This window comes from Blastococcus sp. SYSU DS0541 (assembly GCF_054050875.1).
This window is the reverse complement of the sequence record NZ_JBJHAD010000008.1, coordinates 51,603-75,526: the sequence shown is the minus strand read 5'-3', so window position 1 is coordinate 75,526 and position 23,924 is coordinate 51,603. Positions and strand designations below refer to the sequence as shown.

Below are 23,924 nucleotides of genomic sequence, written 5' to 3'. Positions count from 1 at the left end.
GTCTCGTGTTGCGATCCGGTCACGCTCTGCCGCTGACCACCTCTCCGACCCTGGACACCCCGTGCGCCACAGCCGGGAGGGAGCCCGCGGTACCGCCGGCCTGCCGAACAGGCGGGGGGCGCGGGGCGGTGCGCATCAGCCCGGCGCCTCGTCGGACAGCGAGGCGAGCCCGGCGACGGCGCGGTCGCGCGCCTCCGCCGCCTCCGCGGCGTCCCGCTCGGCACCGGCCCGCCGGCGCTCCTCGCGCCGCAGAGCCGCCGCCGCGTCCCCCGCCTGACGCTCGGCGTCGGCCAGCTGGTCGGCCAGCTCGTCGACGCGGGCGCGGAGCTCCTGCTCCCGGGCGGCCAGCTCCGCCGTGGCGCGGCGGTGCTCCTCCAGCACCTCCGCCGCCTCCGCGGCGGCCGCCTCCGCCCGGTCGACCGCCTCCTGCGCGGCGGCCAGCTCGCGCCGCCGCTTCTCCTCCGCGGCCCGGGCCCGCTCCTCCTCGGCCCGGCGTCGCCGGGCGGCCGCCGACTCCCCCGCCTCCTCCCGCTTCGCGCGTGCCGGCGGCCGGGCGAGCTTCTCGGCGGGCTTGGGGCGCGGTGGGTGGACCAGCCGCAGGTCGGGCCGGGCGACCGTCGTCCCCATGCCGCTGTAGGACATCGGTGAGGTCAGCCGGCCGGTGAGCAGGGCCCGGCCCGCCTCCGGGTCGGACATCGCGGCCCGCAGTGTCTCCTCGACCTGCGTCGCCACCGACGCGCTCACCGGGTGACCCTGGGCGTGCGCCAGCGCCCGCGCCTGGCGGGTCAGGGCGGTGAGCAGCTGGCGGCGCTGCACGTCCAGGGCCCGCAGCTGGTCGCCGGCGAGGTTCTCCTGGGCCTCCCGCAGCAGCTCGCCCAGCTCGACGAGGCCCTCGATCTCGGTGCGCTGCTCCCGCACGAGCACATTGCACGCCCACGCGGCGGCCGAGGCCTTGGGCAGCCCGCCGATCTCCTTGGCCAGCGCCTTGTCGCCCTCGGCCCGGGCCTCGTCCTGGCGCGCCTTCCGCAGGGCGACGAACTCCTCGGGCGGGACGGCGTACAGCTCGTCGGCCACCTCGTCGAGATCCACGGCGGCATCCTGCCCTCCCGTGTCGACCAGGTCACCTGGTCTCCTGGGGTCCCGGCTCACGGTCGGTGCCGAGCCAGGACCCCGAGCGGTGGGCCAGGAGCGGCGGGGGCTCCGCTCGTGCGGCGTCAGCAGCAGGCGGCGGCGGGTTGCGCGTCCGTCCGGCAGCAGGTGCCGTCCCCGGAGACGGCGGAGAGCTCCGCGTCCGTCCTCCCCTCCAGGTCGGGACGCGCGTCCGCCGTGACGGTGTAGACCTCCCACGGCTCCCCACCGGGCCCGGTCACCCAGACCTTGTCCTGGACGGCGTAGCAGCAGGTCGTGCCCTCCTCGGGCCGCGTGGCCAGTCCCGCCTCGGCGAGCCGGCCGGTCGCGGCGGTGACCTCGTCGGTCGAGGCGACCTCGACCCCGAGGTGGTCCATGCGGGTGGGCTCCCCGGCCTCGCCCTCCAGGAGCACGAGCTTCAGCGGCGGCTCGACGACCGCGAAGTTGGCGTAGCCGGGGCGGCGCTTGGCCGGCGCGGTGCCGAAGAGGCGCGAGTAGAAGTCGACGGCGGCGTCGAGGTCGGCGACGCGGAGGGCGAGCTGCACACGGGACACGGGGGCCTCCTGGAGGAAAACGTGACATAGACGGACGTCGATGTCTGAACGCAGAATGAACACCTTGTATCGATGCTTGTCAATACGATGGTCATCGTTACGATGGCGGTCGACGTCCGACGAAGGAGACCCGATGAGCGAGCCCGCCCTGGCCTGCTGCACCCCGCTGTCCGGCACCGCGATGTCCGCCGAGCAGGCCGAGCAGGTCGCGCCGCTGCTCAAGGCGCTGGCCGACCCGGTCCGCCTGCGGCTGGTCAGCCTCATCGCCTCCAGCGCGAGCGGCGAGGCCTGCGTGTGCGACCTGAACGACGCCTTCGACCTCACCCAGGCGACGATCAGCCACCACCTGAAGGTGCTGCACTCGGCGGGACTGCTGGACCGGGAGAAGCGCGGGGTGTGGGTGTACTACGCCGTCCGCCCGGCCGCGCTGCGCGCCGTCGCCGGCCTGTTCGAGACCGCGGTGCCCGCGTGAGCGACGCCGTCCGCGAGACCGCGCGCACCGACGTCCCGGACGACGCCCCCGTCCTCCGGAAGCTCTCCACCCTCGACCGCTTCCTGCCGGTCTGGATCATCGCGGCGATGGCGCTCGGCCTGGTGCTGGGCCGCGGGGTGCCGGGTTTGGACGACCTCCTCTCCGCCGTCGAGGTGGGCGACGTCAGCCTGCCCATCGCCATCGGCCTGCTGTTGATGATGTACCCCGTGCTGGCCAAGGTCCGGTACTCCGAGCTGGACCGGGTCACCGGCGACCGGCGGCTCCTCGGCGCCAGCCTGGTGCTCAACTGGCTGCTCGGCCCCGCGCTGATGTTCGCCCTCGCGTGGCTGCTGCTGCCCGATCTCCCCGAGTACCGGACCGGGCTGATCATCGTGGGCCTGGCCCGCTGCATCGCGATGGTGCTCATCTGGAACGACCTGTCCTGCGGCGACCGCGAGGCGGCCGCCGTCCTGGTCGCGATCAACTCGGTGTTCCAGATCCTCGCGTTCGCCGCGCTGGGCTGGTTCTACCTGCAGGTGCTGCCCGGCTGGCTGGGGCTGCCGACGACGTCCGCGGAGTTCAGCGTCTGGGCGATCCTGCTCTCGGTGCTGGTGTTCCTCGGGATCCCGCTGCTGGCCGGCTTCCTCACCCGCACGCTGGGCGAGCGCCGCAAGGGGCGAGACTGGTACGAGGGCACGTTCCTGCCGCGCATCGGCCCGGTCGCCCTCTACGGCCTCCTCTTCACGATCGTGATGTTGTTCGCGCTGCAGGGCGACGCGATCACCTCTCGCCCCTGGGACGTCGCCCGCATCGCCCTGCCCCTGCTCACCTACTTCGTCCTCATGTTCGGCGGGTCCTTCCTGCTCGGCATGCGGCTGGGCCTCGGCTACGCGAAGACGGCGACGCTCGCGTTCACCGCGGCCGGCAACAACTTCGAGCTCGCCATCGCCGTCGCCATCGGCACCTTCGGCGTCACCAGCGGGCAGGCCCTCGCCGGCGTCGTCGGCCCGCTCATCGAGGTGCCGGTCCTCGTCGCCCTCGTCTACGTCTCCCTCTGGGCCGCCCGGCGCTGGTTCCCCGGCGACCCGACCGTCCCCACGACCGCCAGGAGCACCCGATGACCGCCAGCGTCCTGTTCGTCTGCGTGCACAACGCCGGCCGCTCGCAGATGGCCGCCGGCTGGCTGCGCCACCTGGGCGGCGACGCCGTCGAGGTGCGCTCGGCCGGCTCGCTGCCCGGCGACCAGGTCAACCCCGCCGCGGTCGAGGCCATGGCCGAGGTCGGCATCGACATCTCCGACCAGCGCCCGAAGGTGCTCACCACCGAGGCGGTCGAGGCCTCCGACGTGGTGATCACCATGGGCTGCGGCGACGCGTGCCCGGTCTTCCCGGGCAAGCGCTACCTCGACTGGGCCCTCGAGGACCCGGCCGGCAAGGGCGTCGAGTCGGTGCGGCCGATCCGGGACGAGATCGAGCGGCGCATCCGCGGGCTGCTCGCCGAGCTGGGGGTCAGCTCTCCCGCGTGAGCAGGAAGAAGAACGGGTCGGGCAGGCCGCGCAGGTCCATCAGGCCGAGCACGGTGCGGCCGTCCACCCGCCGGAAGACGTCGATGATCGGCAGCCGGTCGTAGACCATGGCGGCGGTGACGACGCCGCGGTGCTCCAGCGCGCGGAGCCGCGCCGTGGGGCGGGTCGTCATCAGCAACGGCCGGACGGCGGTGAACGCCAGCCGGGCCGCCGTCGAGCGGGCCACTCCGGGGAGGCCGCGCAGGACCCCGACGGGGACGAGCGCCGGCTCCACCGGGCGCGGGCCCGAGCGGGTCGCGAACAGCAGCGGGTGCGCGGTCTCGGCGTCGAAGAACTCCTTGCCCCACCAGCCGTAGGCCTCCAACAGCCCGTCCAGCGGCGACCCGGTGGGCACCCCGCTCCCCCGCCACCGTCCGGTCATCTCCTCCACGGCGACCGCCGAGCCGCTGTCGAACATCGAGAGAGCCTCGGCGCGGGGTATCCCCCGGACGGCCCTCGCGACCCGCTGGTCGCTGCTCCGGGAGTCCGTCGTCACGCCACCGGGCGCTCGAAGGTGACCAGCACGCCGTCGACGCCGCCGGGGCCGATGCGGCCCTTCACCTCCACGGAGGTGATCGCCTTGAGCTGCCAGCCCGACCGGGCGTGCTCGTTGAGCACCTTCTCCAGCTTCCCGCCGGACATCTTGCCGCCGATGAGCCCCTCGCGGATCTCCTCGACCTTGTACTCGTAGCGCGCCGCAGCCATGGTCGCCCGTCCTCTCAGCCGTCGGGTCGGTCACCCGCCAGCCTGCCGACGTCGTGACGAACCTGCCACCGCGCCCGGCGAGAGGCAGCGCCACCGCCGGGCGCTACCTGCCGTCGGCACCGGAGAGCGCGCGCTCCAGCTCCGGCGTCAACCGCGGGATCGGCCGGGTGTCGTCGTGTCCCGGGCGCCGGGCGAGCGGGGAGACGAACGGGCTGCGCACCGCGGCAGCCACCGCGTCCGGGTTGGCCCGGGCGGCCGGCACCCGGCCACCCGCGACGGCAGGCTCGACCGTCACCGGCGTGACCTCCACGGCCGCCGAGCGGGCGGCGCCCGCGCCGAACGCCGTCGCCGAGAGCGCGGCCAGCTCGCGCCACTGCCGCCCGACGAACTGCAGGCGGTGGACGTCCTCGGCGCGGGACCGGACGACCGCGCGGAACACGACGTGCGCGGCGCGGTCGGGCACGCGGATGGCCAGCGCGACCTCCGCACCGACGGCGACGCCCCCGCCGCGGACCCGCACCTGCGCACCGCCGAGCGAGACGTCGACCAAGCGGGCGGGGGCGCCGTCGACGACGGCGGGCAACGCGGCCGGGAAGCGATGGCCGTCCCGGCGCTCGGCGGAGAAGCGCGGGTCGCGGATGCGGCGGATGCCGGCGACGACGAAGCCCAGGGTGCTCGCCACCCAGAAGACCGGAACCAGGGTGGTCCCGCCCAGCCGGTGCTCGACCGGCGTCCAGCCGGCCAGGCTCGCGGCGGTCCAGAGCAGGCTTCCGCCGAGCACGGCCGCGAGCACGAGCAGCAGCGCGGGCACCCGGGCGCGGGTGCGGTCCTCCCCCGTGCGCCCCTTCGCGGTGACCGCGAAACGACCCCTGCCGCGGAGCACCAGCGACAGCGTGGCCGCGAGGTTGGAGGGCAGCCGGACGACCTCGAACAGCAGGGAGAAGCGCGCCGGGGCGAAGCCGCGTGACAGGAGGCCCAGCGCCACCTGCTGCAGGGCGAACGAGATGCCCGCCGTCACCGCGAACAGGACGGGCGGCGCGTCCACCGGGAACACCCCGGTCAGGAGCACGGCGACCGGGACGAGGGCCAGACCCAGCGTCCGCCACGAGTCGAACCACGCCGACAGCGAGTAGAGGTAGCCCAGCCGCTGCCGAGCGGTGAGCCCCGTCGCGGTCAGCGGGTTGTCGTGCCGCAGCACCTGCATGGCACCCCGGCCCCAGCGCCGGCGCTGGGCGTAGAAGGCGTCCGGGCTGCCCGCCGCCAGTCCCCGGGCGAGCACCTCGTTGTGGTACGCGCTCCGCCACCCGGCGCGGTGCAGCTTCATCGTCGTGTGGAAGTCCTCGGTGAGCGACTCGGTGGCCACTCCCCCGATCTCGCGGAGCGCCTCGGCCCGCAGCACGGCGTTGGTCCCGCACCAGAAGGCGGCGCCCGCGTGGTGCTTGCCGGCCTGGATCACCCGGTAGAACAGCGACTCCTCGTGCAGGTCGACGCCCGGGCGCAGGTGTTCGAAGGAGCTCGTGTTGTAGAAGTGCTGCGGCGTCTGGACCAGCGCCAGCCGCTCGTCGGCGAAGTAGGGCAGCGTGCGGGTGAGGAAGTCCGGATCGGGCACGTGGTCGGCGTCGAACACGGCGACGAGATCCGTCCGCACCAGCGCCAGCGCGTGGTTGAGGTTGCCCGCCTTGGCGTGGTCGTGCTCCGCGCGGGCGACGTAGCGGGCGCCCAGCGCGGTCACCATCTCCTCGACCTCGAGCCGGTCGCCGTCGTCGAGCACCCAGGTCTCGTGCTCGCCCTCCATGGCCAGGCAGGCGGCGACGGTGGGCAGCAGCACGTCGAGGTGCTCGTTGTAGGTCGCGACGAGCACGGTGACCGACGGCGGCGGTCCGGGGCGGGGCGCCGGCACGGTCGCCGGCGCGACGTCCCAGGTGGTCATCACGAACAGCACCAGGGCCAGCCCGCCGTAGAGCTCCAGCGCCAGGAAGGGCACGCCGAGCCAGAGGGCCGGCCCCTCGGGCAGGGTGACCAGCAGCCGCCAGGTGAGGTAGCCGGCGGTCGCCAGGACGGCGGCGACGGCGACGGCGCGCACCACGAGCAGCCGCGCGGCGCTCTCCGGCGCCGGAACGGCATCCCGGGTCCCGCTGGGGCGGCCCAGGGCCGCCCGATCGATGCTCACCCCGGGGTGATCGACACGCTCGCCCTGCGAGCGCATCCCCCCGAGGGGTGAGGTCGCTGCGGCGGTCAGCCCACGGTGAGGCGGAGACGCTCGGCGGTCCGGTCCGCCATGTCCGCGACGTGCTCCCCCTCGTGCAGCAGCGTCCAGGACATGACGAGCTCCACCGCCGTCGGCACGCCGTGCACGTCCACCGCTCCCGGCGGCGCGACGAGGTGGCGGACGCTCTCGACGAGCAGGCCCTCACCCGGCCCGCCGGTCTGCCGCGCCACCCGTCGGACACGCAGCGCCGGGCCGGCCGGCGCGGAGGGTCACGAGGACGCCGTGGGCGGGGTCGGGGAGCCACATCGCGACGAGGTCGGGCGTGCCCTCGCGGAGCGCCTCGCCCAGCGAGCGCAGCTGCGCCCCGAGCCAGGCCGCCTCAGCTCCGCTGGCGTGGAGGTCGTCGCAGACCTGCTGCGCCCAGGCGGTGACGTCGCCGGTCCCCGGCAGCCACACCCACCCCTCGCCGGACGGCGCCACGGTGTAGCTCCAGCGGTGCGCGGCGCCGGTCACGGGAGCCACCGGAAGGAGCCCGCCACGGCGTCGAAGAGCGCGGTCAGCGGTTCGAGCAGCTCGAGCAGCGGCGTCGAGAAGCTGAGCAGCACGAAGCCGCCGCCGGGCATCGGGTGCTGGTACTGCACCAGCTCCGTCGCGACCTGCCGGCCGTCCGGCGCCGGCGCGTGCGCCCGGCGGCGCACGCGGGCCACGGGGCCGCAGGCGAGCTCGACCACCTCGGCCGACGCTCCCCCTCCCCCCGCGGCGAGGAAGGCGGCGACCTCCGCACCGGGCCGGTCCCCCCGGTGCGGCGGGACCACCCCCACCGCCAGGGCGCAGGCGACCGGCGGGGCCCCCTCCTCGACCACCGGGAGGTGCACCTCGACGGTGCGGCTGTCGCGGCGCGCGGCGACCGCACCGTGCAGCAGTCGGGCGACCTGCGGCTCCAGCCGGTCGCGGTCGGGCCGGCCCCGGGTGACCGCCCGGGCGATCCGGCGGACGTCCGCGTCCCGCTGCGCGTCGTCGAGGACCCGGATCCGCACCCAGTTCCCGGGCACCGCGAAGGTGAAGTCGCGGGGCTGCCCCACGGCTGTTCCCGCCGCCACGGCCGTCACCGGGCCGCCCGGACGTGGGGGTGGGCAGCGGACGGGCCCCCGCTGCCGGCGAAGGCGTTGGCCGCGGGGACGCCGCCGGCGGCGTTGGCGAGCAGGGTCCCGCCGTTCGCCCGCGCCGCACGGGCCAGCCCGGCCTGCACCTGGGGGGCCGCCGTCGTGGCCGGGTGGATGAACGGGTGCGGGCCGGCGACCGGACCCCGCAGCAGACCCGACGGGCGGTACGCCTGGCCCCACTCCCCGCGGGTGGGCAGCCAGCCGCGCGGGTCGCGCGCCCGGGACGCGAGCGCAGCGGCCGCCCGTCCGGGCGCCGGGACGACGGCCACCGCGCGCTGCGCCTCCCGGCGGGTCATGCCCGAAGCCCGCAGGTGCTGGATCAGCGAGGGGCCGGCCAGCCCGCGGGTGCCCGTGGCGACCGCGTGGCCGGCCAGCGCGAAGGCGCGACCGGCCCCGAAGGTCAGCACCCCCACCGCGTCCCACAGCACGGCCGAGAGCTCCGCCCGGCCGCTCACCAGCAGCACGGTGTTGCCCACCAGCGAGACGGCGCCGGCCACGAGAGCCAGCCCGGCGGACGCCGCCGCGAAGGGCTGGAGGCCGGGGATCGCGCCGAGGAACAGCGCCACGAGGCCGAGGGCCCCCGAGAGCTTCCCCGCCCAGCCGGTGACGGCGGCGACCACGTCCAGGACGTCGCCCCGGAGACCGTCCGCGAGGTCGTCCGCGCCGAGGACGTCGTCGATGGCGTCGGCGGCGGTGGTCCCCGCGGCGCACCACTCGGCCTCCAGCTCCTCGAGCTCCACGTCGGCGGCCCGGATGCCCCCGGTGGCCGCCGCGGCGTCGTCGTGCGCCCGGCGCTCGGCGACCGGGTCGCGCTCCGGCTGTGCGGCGGCCCGTTCGTGGGCCCGCCAGGCGGCGTCGCGGGCCTCCTCGGCCCGCTTCGCACGCGCGAGGACGACGTCGGCGCGGGCCTGGACGTCGTCGAGCGTGCGCGCGTACCCGGCGAGCGCCCGCGCCGTCCCCTCGTACCGGGCGAGCGCCTGCTCGATCGTGCCGGCCACCTCGGCGGTGCGCTCCCGGAAGGCCCGCCCCGCGTCGGAGTCCCACGCCGTCGCGCCGTCGTGGATCTCGCGGAGCGCCCTCGCCGCGGTGGTGATCGCCACGGCCGTGTCCGCGTACCGCTGCGCGAGCCGGGCGATCGCCGCGGCGTCGCCGCCGACCGGGTCCGACGGGCGCAGCGGCGACCAGTCCCGCGGGCGGCTCACCGCTGACCGGCCAGCGCGGCGACCAGTTCGGTCTCGATCCGCTCGTAGACCTCCGCGGCGTCCTGAGCGGCCTGGCCGAGCCCCGCGATCAGCCCCGTCATCTCGGTCCGCCGCCGGTCCCAGTTGCCGCCGAACTCCCGCAGCCGCTCCCGCAGCCGGTCGTGCGCGATCACGTCCCCGCCGACGTCGGCGGTGTCCCGCGCGCCGTCGAGCTCACCGTGCACGACGAGCAGCGCGCGCCCCGCGTCGCGCAGGACCGCTGTCTCCACCTCGAGGCCGTCACCCACACCGCGGACCCTAGGCAGCGGCGGCCCTCCGCCGGGTCCGTTGTCCACAGGCGGCTCAGGCGGTGCGGGGGCCCTCCCACAGGTCGATGCCGCCCTCGACGGCGTGCTGGTCGATCGCCGCGAGCTCGCCGTCGGTGAACGCCAGGTTCTCCAGCGCCCCGACGTTCTGCTCGAGCTGTGCCACGCTGCTGGCCCCGATGAGCACGGTGGTCATCCGTGGGTCGCGCAGAGCCCAGGCCAGCGCCATCTGGGCCAGCGACTGCCCGCGCTCCCGGGCGAGGCCGTCGAGGGCCCGGACGTGGGTGAGGGTCTGCTCGGTGAGCAGGTCGGGCGAGAGCGACTTGCCCTGGCTGGCGCGGGACCCCTCGGGCACCCCGCCGAGGTACTTGTCCGTGAGCATGCCCTGCGCGAGCGGGGAGAAGGCGATGCACCCGGCCCCGACGTCGGCGAGGGCGTCGAGCAGGTCCTCGCGCTCGATCCAGCGGTTGAGCATCGAGTAGGAGGGCTGGTGGATCAGCAGCGGCGTCCCGAGGTCGGCGAGGATCGCGGCGGCGCGCCGGGTCTGCTCCGGCGAGTACGACGAGATGCCGGCGTAGAGCGCCTTCCCGGAGCGGACGGCGGTGTCCAGTGCGCCCATCGTCTCCTCGAGCGGCGTCGTGGGGTCGGGCCGGTGGCTGTAGAAGATGTCGACGTACTCCAGGCCCATCCGCCGCAGCGACTGGTCCAGGCTGCCCAGCAGGTACTTGCGGGAGCCACCGCCCTGGCCGTACGGCCCGGGCCACATGTCGTAGCCGGCCTTGGTGGAGATGACCAGTTCGTCGCGGTAGGGCCGGAAGTCGTCGGCCAGGTGGCGCCCGAAGTTGGTCTCGGCGCTGCCGTGGGGCGGCCCGTAGTTGTTCGCGAGGTCGAAGTGCGTGATGCCCAGGTCGAAGGCCCGCCGCAGGATGTCGCGCTGGCGGTCGAAGGGCATGTCGTCGCCGAAGTTGTGCCACAGGCCCAGGCTCAGCGCGGGGAGGTCCAGGCCGCTCCGCCCGGTGCGGCGGTAGCTCATCGAGTCGTAGCGGTCGTCGGCTGCGGTGTAGGCCATGCACCGATCCTGCGTCACCGGCGGCCGGCCCGCCGCACCTACCCCGGATCGCCGGCGCCCGTGGGCGGGTCCCGGCCCCTAGGGTGGACGGCGGCCGCCCCGCCTTCCCCCTGGAGCTCCCGTGCTGCTGCGCCTGATCGGTCTCCTGCTCGTCGTGTGGCTGGTGCTCTCGATCATCGGCGCGCTGGTGGAGGGACTCTTCTGGCTGCTGCTCGTCGGCGCGGTGCTCTTCGTGGCCACCGCCGCCTACGGCTGGCTGAAGCGCGACGACCGGGTCTGACCCCGGCGGCTGCCCGTCCGGGGGTCAGTCGCCGTCGGCGTCGCCGGCCGCCCCGCCGGCGTAGGGGTGCGGGTCGCCCACCTGGCCGGTGGGCGGCGGGCCGGATGCCGGTTGCTCGGGGACCTGGTCCGCGGGCGCGACGCGGACCGTGGCCTCGAGTGCGTCCAGGCCGATGGCGAAGCGGCTGTCGGTCACGGGGTCACCATCCACCCGCGAGGGCCGGTCGTCCAGACCGACGGTCCGCCGGGTGCGCCAGGTCAGGCTCCGCCCGGCCGGTGGGCGTAGGTGTGGCGGTAGTGGTCGGCCAGGCGCAGCCGGGAGGCGGCCGCCTCGTCGAGGTAGACCCCTGCCCGTCGGTGCAGCTGCAGCACCGAGGCGGGGCACATGCTGCTCAGCGGACCCTCCACCGCCGCCGCGACGGCCTCGGCCTTGGCCTCGCCCTGCGCGACCAGGACCAGCTCCCGCGCCTCGAGGATGGTGCCGAGCCCCTGGGTCAGGCAGTGCACCGGCACCTCCTCCGGCGAGGCGAAGAACCGGGCGTTGTCCGCGCGGGTCCGGGGCGCGAGCGCCTTCACCCGGGTGCGCGACGTCAGGGACGACGTCGGCTCGTTGAAACCGATGTGCCCGTTGGCGCCGATCCCGAGGAGCTGCACGTCGATGCCGCCGGCGGCGCGGATCTCCTGCTCGTAGCCGGCCGCCTCGGCGTCCAGGTCCGCCGCGCAGCCGTCGGGCACGCGCACCCGCGCCGGATCGAGCCCCAGCGGTTCGACGACGGTGCGCCGGATGACCGACGCGTAGCTCTGCGGGTGCGCCGGCGGGAGACCGACGTACTCGTCCAGCGCGAAGCCGCGGACGCCGGAGACGTCGAGCTCACCGGCGGCCACCTGCCGGGCGAGCTCGGCGTAGGTGCCCAGCGGCGAGGAGCCGGTCGCCAGCCCGACGACGGCGTCCCTGCGCCGGCGGACCGCCTCGGCGACCCGCCGCGCGGCGACCCGGGCCACCTCGTCCGGCCCGGGAAGGATCACCACCTCCACCGGCCCAGGATCCCACCGGTCGGGGCCCGGGTGGCGCCTGCTCCTGCGACCTGCGGGTGGTCGCCGGCCGACCGCTTCAGCCGCGGCCCCGGGCGGCCGATGGGATGGGGTGCGACGACTGCCCACCGTGACCCTGTCCGCGCTGACCGCGACCGCGCTCCTCGCCGGCTCCGCCTGCGGCACGGCCGAGGACGGCGGCACGGAGGCGGGCGGTGTGACGTGCCGCGTCGCGGAGCTCCACCGACCGGGCGCGGGCGACGGGGTCTACCTGGGGGTGAACCTCGACTGGGGCGACCGGACGCTGGCCGAGCACGCCGCCGCGCTCGGCTCGCAGCCCGCCGTCGCCGTCTCCTTCACCGGCTTCCCCTTCTCCCCCGCCGACGAGGGCAACCTCGACGCCGCCGTCGAGCAGGTGCGCGGCGAGGGCGGCCTGCTGCTGCTCACCCTGGAGCCGCACGAGGGCCTGGCCGCCGTCACCGAGGACGTCTCGACCGGCCTGGCCGAGCGGCTGGCCGGCTACAACGAGCGCGGCGTGCCCGTCGTGGTCCGGTTCGCCCACGAGATGAACGGCTCCTGGTACCCGTGGGGCCAGCAGCCGGGCGCCTACGTCCAGGCGTTCCGGCGGGTGGCCGCCGCCGTCCACGCGGGCGCGCCGGGCTCGGCGGTGATGTGGGCACCCAACTACGGCGGCGGCTACCCGTTCACCGGCGGCGCCCACGCGGCGACCGGGCCCGGCGACGTCGCCGCGCTGGACACCGACGGCGACGGCGCGGTCTCGGCGGCCGACGACCCCTACGCCCCGTACTGGCCGGGCGAGGACGCCGTCGACTGGGTCGGGATGTCGCTCTACCACTGGGGCGACGCCCACCCGTGGGGCGAGAACGAGGTGCCCGAGGCCGGCAAGTTCCTCGCCCAGCTGACCGGCAGCTACGCCGGGCGGGGCGGCGACGACCGCGGGCTACCGGACTTCCACGCCGAGTACGGCGAGCGGTACGGCAAGCCGGTCGCCGTCCCGGAGACCGCGGCGTTCTTCGCCCCGGGCGGCGGCGGCGCCGGCGAGCTGGCCGTCAAGCAGGCCTGGTGGCAGCAGCTGTTCGACCCGGGGCTGCCCGAGCGCCTGCCCCGCCTCGCGATGGTCAACTGGTTCGAGTGGGCCAAGGAGGAGCCGGAGGTCGGCGGCCGGGTGGACTGGCGCGCGACCGGTTCCGCGCCGGTGCGCGACGCCTTCCGCGCCGACCTGCCGGAGTGGGCCCTCGGCGCCGGCGACGTCCCCCGCTGCGGCGGCTGACCCGGCAACCGGCAGCAGGGCCCGCCGGGCGCGCAGCATCCCGCAGACGACCAGCGAGCAGCACAGCCCGACGCCGGCGGACAGCCACACCGCGGCCTGGTCGAGGCACCACCCGTAGCCGGTCCACGCGGCGCAGGAACCCGAGCCGAGCCACCACCGCGCCGGCGAGAGCCCGGAGAGGTCCTGGGTGCGGTCGCGCAGCAGGCTGACCGGCTGCGGCAGCGCGGCCGCCGCGCCGACCACGGAGGCGACGCCGCCCAGCAGCGCCGCGGCTGCCGCCGGGTCGGCGCCGAGCAGCCCCGCGCCGGCGAGCCCCCCGGTGGCCAGCGCGGCGAGGACGGCGGCGCCGGACGCCGTCCGCAGGAGCACGCGCCCGGCGCGCAGCCGCGGCTGGGTGAGCAGCAGCGCCACGAGGACGGCGGCGTTGCCGGTACCGACGACGGCGTTGGTGGCGATCTGCACGGGATCGCGGGCGAGCAGGCCGAAGGCGAGCCAGCAGAGGTTGAGCGCGACGGCGAGCCAGGCGCTGGTGGGCGAGAGCCCCAGGGTGCGGCGGTGCCGGCAGGAGAGCCAGACCTGGGGCCAGACGACGGCGATGCTGAGCGAGGCCGCGAGGATGCCGAGAGCGGCGGACATGGTGGAGCCGGGATCCGTTCGGAATCGGTGCGAGGAGCGGCCACCGGGAACGGGGGGCGCGCTCGTCGGGAGCGACGCCGGCGGAGGGCCGGGCGGTGACCGGGGACGTCATCGGCGTCCTGCCTCCGTGACCGGAACGCGATCTTCTGGTTCCGCCGTGTGACCTCCGCTGCACGCTCCTAGGCTGGGCGGCCGTGACCCCCCGGACCGAGACCATCCGCGCCGCCGCGGGCTACCTGCGGTCGTGGCTGGACGCGCAGGTGCGGCACCGCCGCGTACCGGGCGCGCAGGTGGCGGTCCGCCACGGCGGTGAGCTGGTGCTCTCGGCCGCGTTCGGGGTCGCCGACGTCTCCACCGGCGCACCGCTGACCCCCGCACACCTGTTCCGCGTCGCCTCGCACTCCAAGACGTTCACCGCGACCCTCGTGCTCCAGCAGGTGGAGGCGGGGCGGATGCGGCTGGACGACCCGATCGGCGCGCACGTGCCGGAGCTGGCGGCGGCCGGCTCGCCGGTGGCCCGCGTGACCGTCCGGGAGCTCCTCGGCCACCAGGCCGGCGTCACCCGGGACGGCGCCGACGCTGATTTCTGGCAGCTGGAGCAGCCGTTCCCGGACCGGTCGGGGGTGATCGCGGCGGCGCTGCGGGCGGGCCCCGTGCTCCACCGCAACGAGCACTTCAAGTACTCCAACGTCGGCTACGCGCTGGTCGGCCTGGCGATCGAGGCCGTCACCGGCACTCCCTACGCCGAGGCGGTGCGCACCGGGATCCTCGAGCCGCTCGGCCTCACCCGCACCGGGGCCGACCACGACCCCGCGCGGGCCGGCGAGCACGTCAGCGGGCACACCGGGCTGCTGCTGGGCGAGGACACCCGCGAGCCCCTCGGCTCGGTCGGCACCGGGGCCTTCGCGGCGGCGACCGGGTTCTTCTCCACCGCCGAGGACCTGGCCCTCTACGGCTCGGCGCACGCGCTCGGGGAAGACCGGCTGCTCGGCGACGACGCGAAGCGGCTGATGCAGCGCGTGGAGTCCGTGGTCACCGCCTACGGCACCGAGGTCGCCAGGTACGGGTTGGGGCTGGTGCTGACCACCGTCGGCGAGCGGCAGCTGGTCGGGCACAGCGGCGGGTGGCCGGGGCAGATCACCGTCACCTTCGTGGACCCGGCCGACGGGCTGGTCGTCAGCGTGCTCACCAACGCGATCGACGGCCCGGCCGAGGAGCTGGCGACCGGGCTGGTGAAGCTGGTCGACGTCGCGCTGCACCCGCGCACCGAGGTGCCGGCCGCGCCGCCCGGCGCGCCGCCGCCGTCGTCGTCCACCGGCCGGTTCGCCGGCCTGTGGGGCGTGGTCGACGTCGCCGAGCTCGCCGGGCGGCTGGTGCTCGTGCGGCCGACCTGGCCCGACCCCCTGCCCGGGGTCGAGGAGCTGCAGGTGGTCGACGCCGGCACGCTGCGGATCGCCCCGCAGCCGGGGTTCGGGCCCGCCGGCGAGCTGGTGCCGCTGGAGCGGGACGCCGGCGGCCGGGTCGTGTCGCTGCGGCTGGGCGGCGTGACCTACCGGCGGCTCCCCGACTAGGAGCCTGCTGGACGGGGGGCTTGCCGGCGGACCCGCACGCCCTGGAGGAGGCCGCGACCAGCCACCCGTGGGCCGTCGTCGTCGGCCGGGGCGGCGGTGCGGTGACCTGCCGGCTGCTCGACCGGCGCTCCGCCCCTCCCGCTCCGTCGGCGGCGCCTCCGGCCCGCGAGCCCGTCGGGAGCCAGGCGCGACGGTCAGCGGACCGTCGCGGGTCCGGGGTGGAAGGGGGCGCCGTGCGCGCAGACCACGAGGGTGGCGAGGTCGAGCACGCGCTCGCGCTGCCGGCGCAGCTCGTCGCGGTCGTGGCTGTAGGGGTCGTCGGCCGGTCCCTCCTCGGTCCACCACAGGTGCGTGAGGGCGACGACGTCGTCGGGCGTGCCGACCAGCGTGGTGATGTCCTGCGGGGTGTGCCCGGGCGTGGCCAGCAACCGGATGCCGGGGCTGAGCTGCACGCCGTCGGCGGCCCTGCGGGCGAAGGTGTCCCCCTCGATCACGGACTGGAAGTCGTGCACCGGCACCACCGGGAAGAGCGCGACGTTGAGCGTGTGGTCCAGGTGGTGGTGGCTGACGACGATGTCGGTGACGTCCTCGGGGCGGACACCGAGTGCGCGCATCGGGGCGAGTATGAGGTCCCGGTCGGACACCATGCCGGGATCGACCACGACCACCCGGTCGGCGTCCCGGACGAGGCTCACCGTGCCCGCCACGTGCGGCATGCGCACGTACCCCTCGACGAGGACGTCCAGGCGGGCGGTGCGCGACAGCTCCGGCATGCGCGGACCGTAGCAACCGCGGCGGCCCGGCGCCGGGTCGCCGCGGGGCCCCGACCCGGCGGTGGCCGGACCCGGCCAGGGATGCCGCCGGGCCTACCCGCCGGCCGGTGCCGGGGCGCGCGGACCGCTCGCGGAACGGCCGAGCGCCTGCTGGTGTGCGGCGACGTCGCGGGCCGATACTCGGTACGTGCCGGCAGGACGATCGACCGCGCCGACCGTGGGCCGCCCCGGCCCGGCGATGTCGTACGAGGACGTCCCGCCCTCCACGGCCCACCGCGAAAGACGCCTCCGGCGGCACCGCACCCGGGCATGAGCACCGGGAGCCCGCTGCAAGTTCTGGTCGCGCCGGACTCGTTCAAGGGGACGGCCACCGCCCACGAGGTCGCCGTGGCGATCCGTGACGGGTGGCTCGCCGAGCGGCCGGCCGACCCGGTCGTGCTCGCCCCCATGGCGGACGGCGGTGAGGGCACCGTGGACGCCTTCGCCGCCGCCGTGCCGGGGTCCCGACGGATGCCGGTGGAGGTGGAGGGCCCCGAGGGCCGCCGGGTCCGCTGCGACTGGCTGCTCCAGCCCGACGGCACCGGGGTCGTGGAGCTCGCGGCGGCGAGCGGCCTGCCGCTCATGCGCCGTCCGGCCCCGTTCGCCGCGCACACGCTCGGCTTCGGGCAGGTCGTCGCGGCCGCGCTGGACCACGGGGTGCGCCGCCTGCTGCTCGGCATCGGCGGGAGCGCGAGCACCGACGGAGGAACCGGCCTGCTCACCGCGCTGGGCGCCCGGTTCCTGGACGCCGCCGGCCGGCCGATCGGGCTCGGCAACGCCGGCCTGGCCGACCTCCACCGGGTGGACCTCGGCGCGCTGCGCCCGGTGCCCCCGGACGGCGCCGTGGTGCTCGGCGACGTCGACGCCCCGCTGCTCGGGGTCCGCGGCGCCGCCGCCGTCTTCGGGCCGCAGAAGGGCGCCGGCCCGGCCGACGTCCCCCTGCTCGAGGCGGGGCTGCGCCGGCTGGCGGAGCTGACCGGCGGCGATCCGACGGCGGCCGGGACCGGCGCCGCCGGCGGGACGGGCTTCGGCCTGCGGCTGTGGGGTGCCGCGCTCTCCGCCGGCGCGGTGGCCATCGGGGAGGCGCTCGGGCTGCCGCGGCTGATCCCGGCGGCGGACGTGGTGATCACCGGCGAGGGTCGGTACGACGACCAGAGCGCCGCGGGGAAGGTCGTGTCGCACGTGCTGTCGCTCGCCCGCCCGGCCGGCGTCCCGGTGCTCCTCGTCGCCGGCAGCGCGACCGCCTCGACCGGGGTGTTCGCCGATGCCGTCTCGCTGGTCGACGTCGCGGGCGGAACGGAGGCGGCGCTCGCCGATCCCGGCCGGTGGCTGCGGTCGGCCGCAGCGGGCCTCGCCGCCCGCCAGTAACCGCCCGCAGCTCCGTGACGCTCGCGCGGCCCCGGAGGCGTCCTCCCGCGCTGCGGCGGACCGGGCGGCACGGAGGGCTGAGACGCCACTGGCCCGGTCCCTCGCGGGACCGGGCCAGTGGAACGGGTGGCTCAGGCCACGGGGAGTCGGTGCTCCCGAGGCCGGGACACCGTCGTGGCCGACCGCATCAGCTGCAGCCGCTGGTGGAGCCGCAGCCCTCGCAGACGTAGCAGCTGCCGGCGGGGCGCATCTTCGTGCCGCAGGTCATGCACAGCGGCGCGTCGGTGGCGGTGCCGGTGACCAGCTCGAGGAGCTCGGCCGAGGAGTGTGCCTCCTTGACCGACTTCGGGCCCTCGGGGGTGACCTTCTCCTCCGTCCTGGCGGTCTCGATCGGCGCGGAGCCGCGCAGCTGCTCCAGGTCGACCTCCTCCTCCTGGACGGTGGCCGTCGACGCGGAGGCCCCGTAGCCGGAGACCTGCGCCGCCCGCTCCTCGGCGGTGAAGATGCCCAGGCCGGCCCGCTTCTCGACGGGCAGGTGGTCCAGCGCCAGGCGCCGGAAGATGTAGTCCATCACCGACTGGGCGATCCGGATGTCCGGGTCGTCGGTCATGCCGGCCGGCTCGAAGCGCATGTTGGTGAACTTGGAGATGTAGGTCTCCAGCGGCACACCGTGCTGCAGCGCCAGCGAGATGCCGATCGAGAAGGCGTCCATGACACCGGCCAGGGTCGAGCCCTGCTTGCCGAGCTTCAGGAAGACCTCGCCGAGGCTGCCGTCCTCGTACATCCCGGCGGTCATGTAGCCCTCGGCGCCGGCGACGCTGAACGAGGTGGTGACGCTCGTCCGCTTCTTGGGCAGGCGCTTGCGGACCGGGTGCGACAGCGCGGTGGAGGTCGTGGCCTCGACCTTGACCTCGTCCTTGGTCCCGTCGTTCTTGCCCTTGCCACCGGAGAGCGGCTGGCCGACCTTGCAGTTGTCGCGGTAGATCGCGAGCGCCTTCAGACCCATCTTCCAGCCCTGGAAGTAGATCGTCTCGACGTCCTCGACGGTCGCCGTCTCCGGCATGTTCACCGTCTTGCTGATCGCGCCGGAGATGAAGGGCTGGACGGCGGCCATCATGCGGACGTGGCCCATCGGGGAGATGGCCCGCTCGCCCATGGCGCAGTCGAACACCTCGTAGTGCTCCGGGCGCAGGCTGGGCGCGTCGACGACGTGGCCGTGCTCGGCGATGTACTCGACGATCGCCTCGATCTGCTCCTCCTGGTAGCCCAGGCTGCGCAGCGCCCGGGGCACCGTCTGGTTGACGATCTGCATGGAGCCGCCGCCGACCAGCTTCTTGAACTTGACCAGCGAGAAGTCCGGCTCGATGCCGGTCGTGTCGCAGTCCATCATGAAGCCGATCGTGCCGGTGGGGGCCAGCACCGAGGCCTGGGCGTTGCGCCAGCCGTTGTCGGCGCCGATCTCCAGGCACTCCTGCCACTGCTGGGTGGCGATCTTGAGCACGTCGGCGTCGTCGGCGCCGACCGGGCGGATGGCGTCGTTGGCCGCGGCGTGCTTGCGCATGACCCGGGCGTGGGCGTCGGCGTTGCGGGCGTAGCCCTCGTACGGGCCGACGATCCCGGCGAGCTCGGCCGAACGCCGGTAGGCGGTGCCGGTCATCAGCGAGGTGATCGCCGCGGCGAGCGTCTGGCCGCCGCGCGAGTCGTAGGCGTGGCCGGTCGCCATGAGCAGCGCGCCCAGGTTGGCGTAGCCGATGCCCAGCTGGCGGTAGGCCCGGGTCGTCTCACCGATCGGCTCGGTCGGGAAGTCTGCGAAGCAGATCGAGATGTCCATCGCGGTGATGACCAGCTCGACGGCCTTCACGAAGTTCTTGGCGTCGAACGTGCCGTCGTCCTTGAGGAACTTCATGAGGTTCAGCGACGCCAGGTTGCACGAGCTGTTGTCCAGGCTCATGTACTCCGAGCACGGGTTGGACGCGTTGATGCGGCCGGTCTCGGGGTTGGTGTGCCAGTCGTTGATCGTGTCGTCGTACTGGATGCCCGGGTCGGCGCACTCCCAGGCGGCCTGGGTGACCTTGCGGAACAGGGCCTTGGCGTCCACGGTCTCGATCACCGAGCCGTCGAGGCGGGCGCGCAGCCCGAACTCGTCGCCCTCCTCCACGGCGCGCATGAACTCGTCGGAGACGCGGACCGAGTTGTTGGCGTTCTGGTACTGGACGCTGGTGATGTCCTTGCCGCCGAGGTCCATGTCGTAACCGGCGTCGCGCAGCGCGCGGATCTTGTCCTCCTCGCGCGCCTTGGTCTCGATGAACTCCTCGATGTCGGGGTGGTCGATGTCGAGGACGACCATCTTCGCCGCGCGGCGGGTCGCGCCACCGGACTTGATGGTGCCCGCGGAGGCGTCGGCGCCGCGCATGAAGGACACCGGCCCGGAGGCGGTGCCACCGGAGGACAGCAGCTCCTTGGAGGAGCGGATCCGGGAGAGGTTCAGGCCGGCACCGGAGCCGCCCTTGAAGATCAGGCCCTCCTCGCGGTACCAGTTGAGGATCGAGTCCATCTCGTCGTCGACGGCGAGGATGAAGCAGGCGCTGACCTGCTGCGGGGCGCTCGTGCCCACGTTGAACCAGACGGGACTGTTGAAGCTGAAGTACTGGTGCAGCAGCATCCAGGTCAGCTCGTGCTCGAAGATCTCGGCGTCGCCCTCGGTGGCGAAGTAGCCGTGCTCGCGGCCGGCCTCGGTGTAGGTGAGCACCACTCGGTCGATGAGCTGGCGCAGGCTGGTCTCGCGCTGCGCGGTGCCGACGGCGCCGCGGAAGTACTTCGTGGTGACGATGTTGGTGGCGTTGATGCTCCACTCGGCGGGGAACTCGACACCGCGCTGCTCGAAGTTGATCGAGCCGTCCCGCCAGTTGGTCATGACGACGTCGCGACGCTCCCAGGTCACCTCGTCGTAGGGGTGCACACCAGCGGTGGTGAAGACGCGCTTGATCTTGAGGCCCTTGCCCCGGCTGGGCGTCTTGGTGCTGCGGCGGGTGCGGGGGCCGGCCACGCGGTCGTCGGTGTCGGTCATGGTGTGGAGCTCTCCCTGGTCGTGTGTCGCGTGGTGCGTCGCGGGGTTGCGCGGTGGTGCTGCGCGGTGGCGGATCGGGGGCTGGGGAAGAGCCGCGATCGGTAACTGCTCGAACTGCTGTCTATCGGGTGGTACCGACACTTCTAGGTGCCGGCGCCGGTGCCGGTGGGGACCGGCTGCCGGGGCGCGGGCGGGCCCGTCTCCCCCGGTGACGAGGCGGGCTGCCGGGCCTTGAGCTCGGCGATCTCCCGTTCGAAGTCCGCCACCGAGGTGAAGGACCGGTAGACGCTGGCGAACCGCAGGTAGGCCACCTCGTCGAGCTCGCGGAGCGGGCCGAGGATGGCCAGGCCGACCTCGTGGCTCGGCACCTCCGCGGCGCCGGTGGCGCGGACGGCGTCCTCCACCTGCTGGGCGAGGAGCTTGAGCTGGTCCTCGTCGACGGGCCGGCCCTGGCAGGCCCGCCGGACGCCGGCGACCACCTTGCTGCGGTTGAACGGCTCGCTGACGCCGTTGCGCTTGACGACGGCGAGCACCGCTTCCTCGACGGTGGTGAACCGCCGCCCGCAGGCCGGGCACGAACGACGACGACGCGTGGTGGCGCCCTCGTCGGTCTCCCGGGAGTCGATGACCCGGCTGTCGGAGTTGTGGCAGAACGGGCAGCGCACGGTGGTTCACCTCCTCCGCCGGTGGGCCTGCCACGGGCCGCCTGTGGAGCCCCCTGGGGACATCCGGTGGATGCGACGGGGAGAACCTGAGGATCGGCCTGTGGACGGGCTTACAGCTCTGTAACTACTAGATGTGGGGGAACCCTAGGACGGCCCACACAAGATGTGCAAGTGATCGTCGGCTCGGCGTGTTCCGCCCCGACACTGCCGTGCGCAGGCGGAACAGCGGGCCCCAGCCGTCACAGACACACCGCGGCGACACGCCGGCGCGGGCCCCGCCGCGGCGGGCCGGCTGCACAGGGGTCGGTCGGCGCGAGGCGGGCAGGGAGCTCCGGCCGCCCGCGCCGGCGCGGGGGCGCAGCCGCCGGGCGCTCCGCCCGCACAACCGCGGACGCACGGCCGGACGCGGCGGGGCGCGCAACCGCGAGGGCCCGGCGCCGGTGCGCGCGCCACCTGCCGATCAGGCGCTGAGGGACCCGTCCACCCGGCGTCGGCGGGAGTGCGGGATCTGGTCGCTCAACCGCATGGGACGGGTCAGCAGCTCGGGCTCGAGACCGGCCGGCGGGGTCCAGTCGCGCCCGAGCGGTCGCAGCTCCACGGGCGGCGCGGAGCGCGCGGCCGGGATCACCCAGGCAGGCACACCCCCATCCCGGACCGGGGCGGCGGACGCGGCCGGCGTGCCGCCGGCGACGAGGGGGGCGAGCTCGGCGTCGGCCGCCCGGTGCCGCCCGACGACCGGGCCCGGCGCGATGGCCGGTGCCCGGTGCCGACCGGACGGGTGCACGGGCACGGAGGAGGCGGTCGCCGCCCGGATCTCGTCGCCCTCGGGTGCGCGTCGGCGACCACCCGTGCGAGCCGGAGCCGACCGCTCGGGGCGGCTGTCGCGCACCCGAGGGAGGCTGGCGGTCGCCTCGGGGTCGGTCGAACGACCACCACCCGACCGGAGCGCCGGCTGCGCGGCCATCAGCTGCGTCCCGGGACGGGCGGACGCGGGTTCCGGGAGCCGCACGGTGTCCAGCGCCGTCCACATCGCCTGCTCGACCCCGTCGACCACGGTCCGCACCCGCATCTGGCACGCGCCGGAGTCGTCGTGCCGCCAACCCAGCAGCTCCCCCGCCCGCCAGGCACCCGCGTGCAGCACCTCGACGGCCTGGGGATGACGGGTGAACACGGCGGCGCGGTTCTCCATGACGCTCGACACGCGACGACCGTAAACGGACGACCAGCACTCAGCGTAAACGTCCCCATACGCAGGGTTGACGAAGTCGCCGATCCGCATTGTGAACGTCTCGCGTGGTGCAGGGGCACCCGTCAGGGCAACAGCAGCACCTGACCAGGGGTGATCTGTGCGGTGTCGAGCCGGTTCAGCCGCCGGATGTCGACGATGACGTCCCGCACGTCCCGCCCCTCGGCCACCGCGCCGGCGATGGACCACAGGGTGTCGCCCGGCTCGACGATGACCTGGGTCGTCCCCATCAGCTGGAGCCCGCCGTCTGCCTCACCCAGCACCGCACCGGCCAGGGGCACCAGGGCGAGGCCGAGCAGCAGAACGGCCACCGCCACCGCCCGGCGCCCACGCGCGGTCAGCCGCAGCGGCGGCGGCGGAGCGGCGCTCCTGCTACCGGGGGCCGTCCGCACGACGGTCAGGCGCCGCCCGGGCTCTCCCACCCGGGGCGCGACGGCCGCCGAGTAGGACGTCGGTGGCGGCAGCACCCGGAGGTGCCGGGCGGGCCGGGCCCCGGCGCCCGCCTCACCTCCACCGACCGCCGACCCGCCGGAAACCCGCAGCGCAGCGCCGCCGTCCATGTCTCCCACCCTCCCGACCGACGCGAGCCGGTCCGAACACACGTTCGATTCGAACGTCTGTCCGATGTCTACCGGACAGGACCGACAGAAGCGATGCGACACGGGAAACTTTCGAACACGTGTTTGAACTGGGCGCCGATCGGCGCTACGGTTCCACCCGACGACGACGGTCGAGCGCTGCACGGGCAGCCGGCGAGGAGGAGACGTGGCGGACTCGAAGGGGACCTCCGGCGCCGGTCGCGGCACCAGGGCAACGGCCCGGGAGGCTGACGGTTCCGCGTCGGTGCGGGCGTTCCCCGACCGCACGGCGGACGGCGACGGCCTCACCCAGCGGCAGCGCCGGGTCCTCGAGGTGATCCGCGACTCGATCGACCGCCGTGGGTACCCACCCTCGGTCCGCGAGATCGGCGAGGCGGTGGGCCTGTCCTCGGCGTCCTCGGTCGCGCACCAGCTGTCGGTCCTGCAGAAGAAGGGGTGGCTGCGGCGCGATCCGAACCGTCCGCGCGCCCTCGACGTCCGGCTCCCCGGCGACGCCGCCCGCGGGGTGGTCGCGCACACCGAGCCGCCGGTGGTCGGTGACGGCATGCAGGCGTCGGCGCCCACCTACGTCCCGCTCGTCGGGCGGATCGCTGCCGGTGGCCCCGTCCTGGCCGAGCAGGCGGTGGAGGACGTCTTCCCCCTGCCGCGCGAGCTGGTCGGCGAGGGCACGGTCTTCATGCTCAAGGTGGCCGGCGACTCGATGGTCGAGGCGGCGATCTGCGACGGCGACTGGGTCGTCGTCCGCCAGCAGCCGACCGCCGAGAACGGCGAGATCGTCGCCGCGATGATCGACGGCGAGGCGACGGTCAAGACCTACAAGCGGCGCGACGGCCACGTCTGGCTGCTGCCGCACAACCCGGCGTACGAGCCCATCCCGGGCGACGAGGCGACCATCCTCGGCCGGGTCGTGAGCGTTCTCCGACGGGTCTGAGCCGCTGACGTCGACGGCCGGCCGGGTTCTCCTCCCGACCGGCCATCGACGTCAGC

26 protein-coding genes and 1 pseudogene are annotated in these 23,924 nt (G+C 75.0%); 8 read left to right on the top strand and 19 right to left on the bottom strand.

All coding sequences use genetic code 11. The features are described 5' to 3' along the window. Positions 1 to 135 precede the first annotated feature (135 nt). Positions 136 to 1,089, bottom strand: coding sequence for a hypothetical protein (locus tag ACI794_RS10970; RefSeq protein WP_456603135.1), 954 nt, complete (start codon positions 1,087 to 1,089; stop codon positions 136 to 138). 125 nt (positions 1,090 to 1,214) lie between these two features. Next, positions 1,215 to 1,682: an ArsI/CadI family heavy metal resistance metalloenzyme gene (locus ACI794_RS10965; protein ID WP_456603134.1), complete on the bottom strand. Its 468-nt coding sequence runs from the start codon at positions 1,680 to 1,682 to the stop codon at positions 1,215 to 1,217. Between the two features lie 133 nt (positions 1,683 to 1,815). On the opposite strand from ACI794_RS10965, the gene ACI794_RS10960 reads away from it, so the two are divergent. From ACI794_RS10960 to ACI794_RS10950, 3 genes are read left to right on the top strand one after another with little or no spacing between them, the layout of a single operon-like run. Next, positions 1,816 to 2,154 (top strand): metalloregulator ArsR/SmtB family transcription factor, encoded by a 339-nt coding sequence (locus ACI794_RS10960; protein WP_456579983.1) that lies wholly within the window; start codon positions 1,816 to 1,818, stop codon positions 2,152 to 2,154. Next, on the top strand, positions 2,151 to 3,275 hold the full coding sequence (gene arsB, locus ACI794_RS10955; RefSeq protein WP_456603133.1) for an ACR3 family arsenite efflux transporter: 1,125 nt from the start codon (positions 2,151 to 2,153) through the stop codon (positions 3,273 to 3,275). The genes ACI794_RS10960 and arsB overlap by 4 nt, the downstream gene beginning before the upstream one ends. Next, positions 3,272 to 3,679, top strand: coding sequence for an arsenate reductase ArsC (locus tag ACI794_RS10950; protein WP_456603132.1), 408 nt, complete (start codon positions 3,272 to 3,274; stop codon positions 3,677 to 3,679). Before arsB ends, ACI794_RS10950 begins: the two co-directional genes overlap by 4 nt. On the opposite strand, the gene ACI794_RS10945 is transcribed toward ACI794_RS10950, so the two are convergent. The 9 genes from ACI794_RS10945 to mgrA form a co-directional block, all read right to left on the bottom strand. Then, positions 3,663 to 4,136 (bottom strand): DUF4334 domain-containing protein, encoded by a 474-nt coding sequence (locus tag ACI794_RS10945; RefSeq protein WP_456603131.1) that lies wholly within the window; start codon positions 4,134 to 4,136, stop codon positions 3,663 to 3,665. The genes ACI794_RS10950 and ACI794_RS10945 overlap by 17 nt on opposite strands. A 74-nt stretch (positions 4,137 to 4,210) precedes the next feature. Next, positions 4,211 to 4,423 carry a DUF4177 domain-containing protein gene (locus ACI794_RS10940; protein WP_091930363.1) on the bottom strand — a complete coding sequence of 71 codons (213 nt, stop codon included), beginning with the start codon at positions 4,421 to 4,423 and terminating at the stop codon, positions 4,211 to 4,213. Between the two features lie 103 nt (positions 4,424 to 4,526). Then, positions 4,527 to 6,593, bottom strand: coding sequence for a glycosyltransferase (locus tag ACI794_RS10935; protein ID WP_456616365.1), 2,067 nt, complete (start codon positions 6,591 to 6,593; stop codon positions 4,527 to 4,529). A gap of 65 nt (positions 6,594 to 6,658) precedes the next feature. Continuing rightward, positions 6,659 to 6,862 carry a hypothetical protein gene (locus ACI794_RS10930; protein WP_456616364.1) on the bottom strand — a complete coding sequence of 68 codons (204 nt, stop codon included), beginning with the start codon at positions 6,860 to 6,862 and terminating at the stop codon, positions 6,659 to 6,661. Beyond that, positions 6,834 to 7,145: a hypothetical protein gene (locus ACI794_RS10925; RefSeq protein ID WP_456616363.1), complete on the bottom strand. Its 312-nt coding sequence runs from the start codon at positions 7,143 to 7,145 to the stop codon at positions 6,834 to 6,836. The genes ACI794_RS10930 and ACI794_RS10925 overlap by 29 nt, the downstream gene beginning before the upstream one ends. After that, positions 7,142 to 7,714, bottom strand: coding sequence for a hypothetical protein (locus ACI794_RS10920; protein WP_456603128.1), 573 nt, complete (start codon positions 7,712 to 7,714; stop codon positions 7,142 to 7,144). The genes ACI794_RS10925 and ACI794_RS10920 overlap by 4 nt, the downstream gene beginning before the upstream one ends. Positions 7,715 to 7,737: 23 nt before the next feature. Next, a complete protein-coding gene (locus ACI794_RS10915) occupies positions 7,738 to 8,997 on the bottom strand; it encodes a hypothetical protein (RefSeq protein WP_456616362.1) in 1,260 nt (419 codons plus the stop codon). After that, positions 8,994 to 9,284: a hypothetical protein gene (locus tag ACI794_RS10910; RefSeq protein WP_456603126.1), complete on the bottom strand. Its 291-nt coding sequence runs from the start codon at positions 9,282 to 9,284 to the stop codon at positions 8,994 to 8,996. The genes ACI794_RS10915 and ACI794_RS10910 overlap by 4 nt, the downstream gene beginning before the upstream one ends. Before the next feature lie 55 nt (positions 9,285 to 9,339). Beyond that, the gene (mgrA, locus tag ACI794_RS10905) at positions 9,340 to 10,371 is read right to left on the bottom strand and encodes an L-glyceraldehyde 3-phosphate reductase (RefSeq protein WP_456579992.1); all 1,032 of its coding nucleotides are present in this window, start codon (positions 10,369 to 10,371) and stop codon (positions 9,340 to 9,342) included. A 121-nt stretch (positions 10,372 to 10,492) separates the two neighbouring features. Between mgrA and ACI794_RS10900 the strand changes: the two genes are divergently transcribed. After that, positions 10,493 to 10,651, top strand: coding sequence for a hypothetical protein (locus tag ACI794_RS10900; protein ID WP_456579993.1), 159 nt, complete (start codon positions 10,493 to 10,495; stop codon positions 10,649 to 10,651). A 24-nt stretch (positions 10,652 to 10,675) separates the two neighbouring features. Here ACI794_RS10900 and ACI794_RS10895 read toward each other — a convergent pair whose 3' ends face one another. Both ACI794_RS10895 and nagB read right to left on the bottom strand, forming a co-directional pair. Further along, positions 10,676 to 10,846 carry a hypothetical protein gene (locus tag ACI794_RS10895; RefSeq protein WP_456603124.1) on the bottom strand — a complete coding sequence of 57 codons (171 nt, stop codon included), beginning with the start codon at positions 10,844 to 10,846 and terminating at the stop codon, positions 10,676 to 10,678. A gap of 62 nt (positions 10,847 to 10,908) precedes the next feature. Then, positions 10,909 to 11,685 carry a glucosamine-6-phosphate deaminase gene (gene nagB / locus ACI794_RS10890; RefSeq protein WP_456616361.1) on the bottom strand — a complete coding sequence of 259 codons (777 nt, stop codon included), beginning with the start codon at positions 11,683 to 11,685 and terminating at the stop codon, positions 10,909 to 10,911. Positions 11,686 to 11,812: 127 nt separating this feature from the next. On the opposite strand from nagB, the gene ACI794_RS10885 reads away from it, so the two are divergent. Beyond that, entirely contained in the window at positions 11,813 to 12,973 is a 1,161-nt protein-coding gene (locus ACI794_RS10885) for a glycoside hydrolase family 26 protein (protein ID WP_456603122.1), read from the top strand. 45 nt (positions 12,974 to 13,018) lie between these two features. On the opposite strand, the pseudogene ACI794_RS10880 reads toward ACI794_RS10885, so the two are convergent. Next, positions 13,019 to 13,609, bottom strand: a pseudogene (locus tag ACI794_RS10880) (SemiSWEET transporter); the annotation flags it as partial. Positions 13,610 to 13,803: 194 nt separating this feature from the next. Between ACI794_RS10880 and ACI794_RS10875 the strand changes: the two are divergent. Then, positions 13,804 to 15,180, top strand: coding sequence for a serine hydrolase domain-containing protein (locus tag ACI794_RS10875; protein ID WP_456616360.1), 1,377 nt, complete (start codon positions 13,804 to 13,806; stop codon positions 15,178 to 15,180). A 194-nt stretch (positions 15,181 to 15,374) separates the two neighbouring features. On the opposite strand, the gene ACI794_RS10870 is transcribed toward ACI794_RS10875, so the two are convergent. Continuing rightward, the gene (locus ACI794_RS10870) at positions 15,375 to 15,953 is read right to left on the bottom strand and encodes an MBL fold metallo-hydrolase (RefSeq protein ID WP_456616359.1); all 579 of its coding nucleotides are present in this window, start codon (positions 15,951 to 15,953) and stop codon (positions 15,375 to 15,377) included. 309 nt (positions 15,954 to 16,262) lie between these two features. Here ACI794_RS10870 and ACI794_RS10865 point away from each other — a divergent pair, with 309 nt between their 5' ends. After that, positions 16,263 to 17,360 (top strand): glycerate kinase, encoded by a 1,098-nt coding sequence (locus ACI794_RS10865; RefSeq protein WP_456616358.1) that lies wholly within the window; start codon positions 16,263 to 16,265, stop codon positions 17,358 to 17,360. A gap of 187 nt (positions 17,361 to 17,547) precedes the next feature. Here the strand turns inward: ACI794_RS10865 and ACI794_RS10860 are convergent, their stop codons facing one another. The 4 genes from ACI794_RS10860 to ACI794_RS10845 all read right to left on the bottom strand — a co-directional run bounded on the left by ACI794_RS10860 (position 17,548) and on the right by ACI794_RS10845 (position 22,898). Then, positions 17,548 to 20,427 carry a vitamin B12-dependent ribonucleotide reductase gene (locus tag ACI794_RS10860; RefSeq protein WP_456616357.1) on the bottom strand — a complete coding sequence of 960 codons (2,880 nt, stop codon included), beginning with the start codon at positions 20,425 to 20,427 and terminating at the stop codon, positions 17,548 to 17,550. Positions 20,428 to 20,570: 143 nt separating this feature from the next. Further along, entirely contained in the window at positions 20,571 to 21,092 is a 522-nt protein-coding gene (nrdR, locus tag ACI794_RS10855; protein WP_456580000.1) for a transcriptional regulator NrdR, read from the bottom strand. A gap of 460 nt (positions 21,093 to 21,552) precedes the next feature. After that, a complete protein-coding gene (locus ACI794_RS10850) occupies positions 21,553 to 22,293 on the bottom strand; it encodes a hypothetical protein (RefSeq protein ID WP_456616356.1) in 741 nt (246 codons plus the stop codon). Positions 22,294 to 22,403: 110 nt separating this feature from the next. After that, positions 22,404 to 22,898, bottom strand: a complete 495-nt coding sequence (locus tag ACI794_RS10845; protein WP_456616355.1) for a LysM peptidoglycan-binding domain-containing protein — start codon at positions 22,896 to 22,898, stop codon at positions 22,404 to 22,406. Positions 22,899 to 23,103: 205 nt separating this feature from the next. On the opposite strand from ACI794_RS10845, the gene lexA reads away from it, so the two are divergent. Then, complete coding sequence (gene lexA, locus ACI794_RS10840; protein ID WP_456616354.1) at positions 23,104 to 23,868, top strand: transcriptional repressor LexA; 765 nt, start codon at positions 23,104 to 23,106, stop codon at positions 23,866 to 23,868. Positions 23,869 to 23,924 lie beyond the last annotated feature (56 nt).

What these genes read in the sequence shown, in the direction of transcription:
- ACI794_RS10960 (WP_456579983.1), top strand. Translation starts at nt 1,816, where the DNA reads ATGAGCGAGCCCGCCCTGGCCTGCTGCACCCCGCTGTCCGGCACCGCG.
- ACI794_RS10950 (WP_456603132.1), top strand. Translation starts at nt 3,272, where the DNA reads ATGACCGCCAGCGTCCTGTTCGTCTGCGTGCACAACGCCGGCCGCTCG.
- ACI794_RS10945 (WP_456603131.1), bottom strand. Translation starts at nt 4,136, where the DNA reads ATGTTCGACAGCGGCTCGGCGGTCGCCGTGGAGGAGATGACCGGACGG.
- ACI794_RS10940 (WP_091930363.1), bottom strand. Translation starts at nt 4,423, where the DNA reads ATGGCTGCGGCGCGCTACGAGTACAAGGTCGAGGAGATCCGCGAGGGG.
- mgrA (WP_456579992.1), bottom strand. Translation starts at nt 10,371, where the DNA reads ATGGCCTACACCGCAGCCGACGACCGCTACGACTCGATGAGCTACCGC.
- ACI794_RS10870 (WP_456616359.1), bottom strand. Translation starts at nt 15,953, where the DNA reads ATGCCGGAGCTGTCGCGCACCGCCCGCCTGGACGTCCTCGTCGAGGGG.
- ACI794_RS10865 (WP_456616358.1), top strand. Translation starts at nt 16,263, where the DNA reads ATGAGCACCGGGAGCCCGCTGCAAGTTCTGGTCGCGCCGGACTCGTTC.
- ACI794_RS10860 (WP_456616357.1), bottom strand. Translation starts at nt 20,427, where the DNA reads ATGACCGACACCGACGACCGCGTGGCCGGCCCCCGCACCCGCCGCAGC.
- ACI794_RS10845 (WP_456616355.1), bottom strand. Translation starts at nt 22,898, where the DNA reads ATGGACGGCGGCGCTGCGCTGCGGGTTTCCGGCGGGTCGGCGGTCGGT.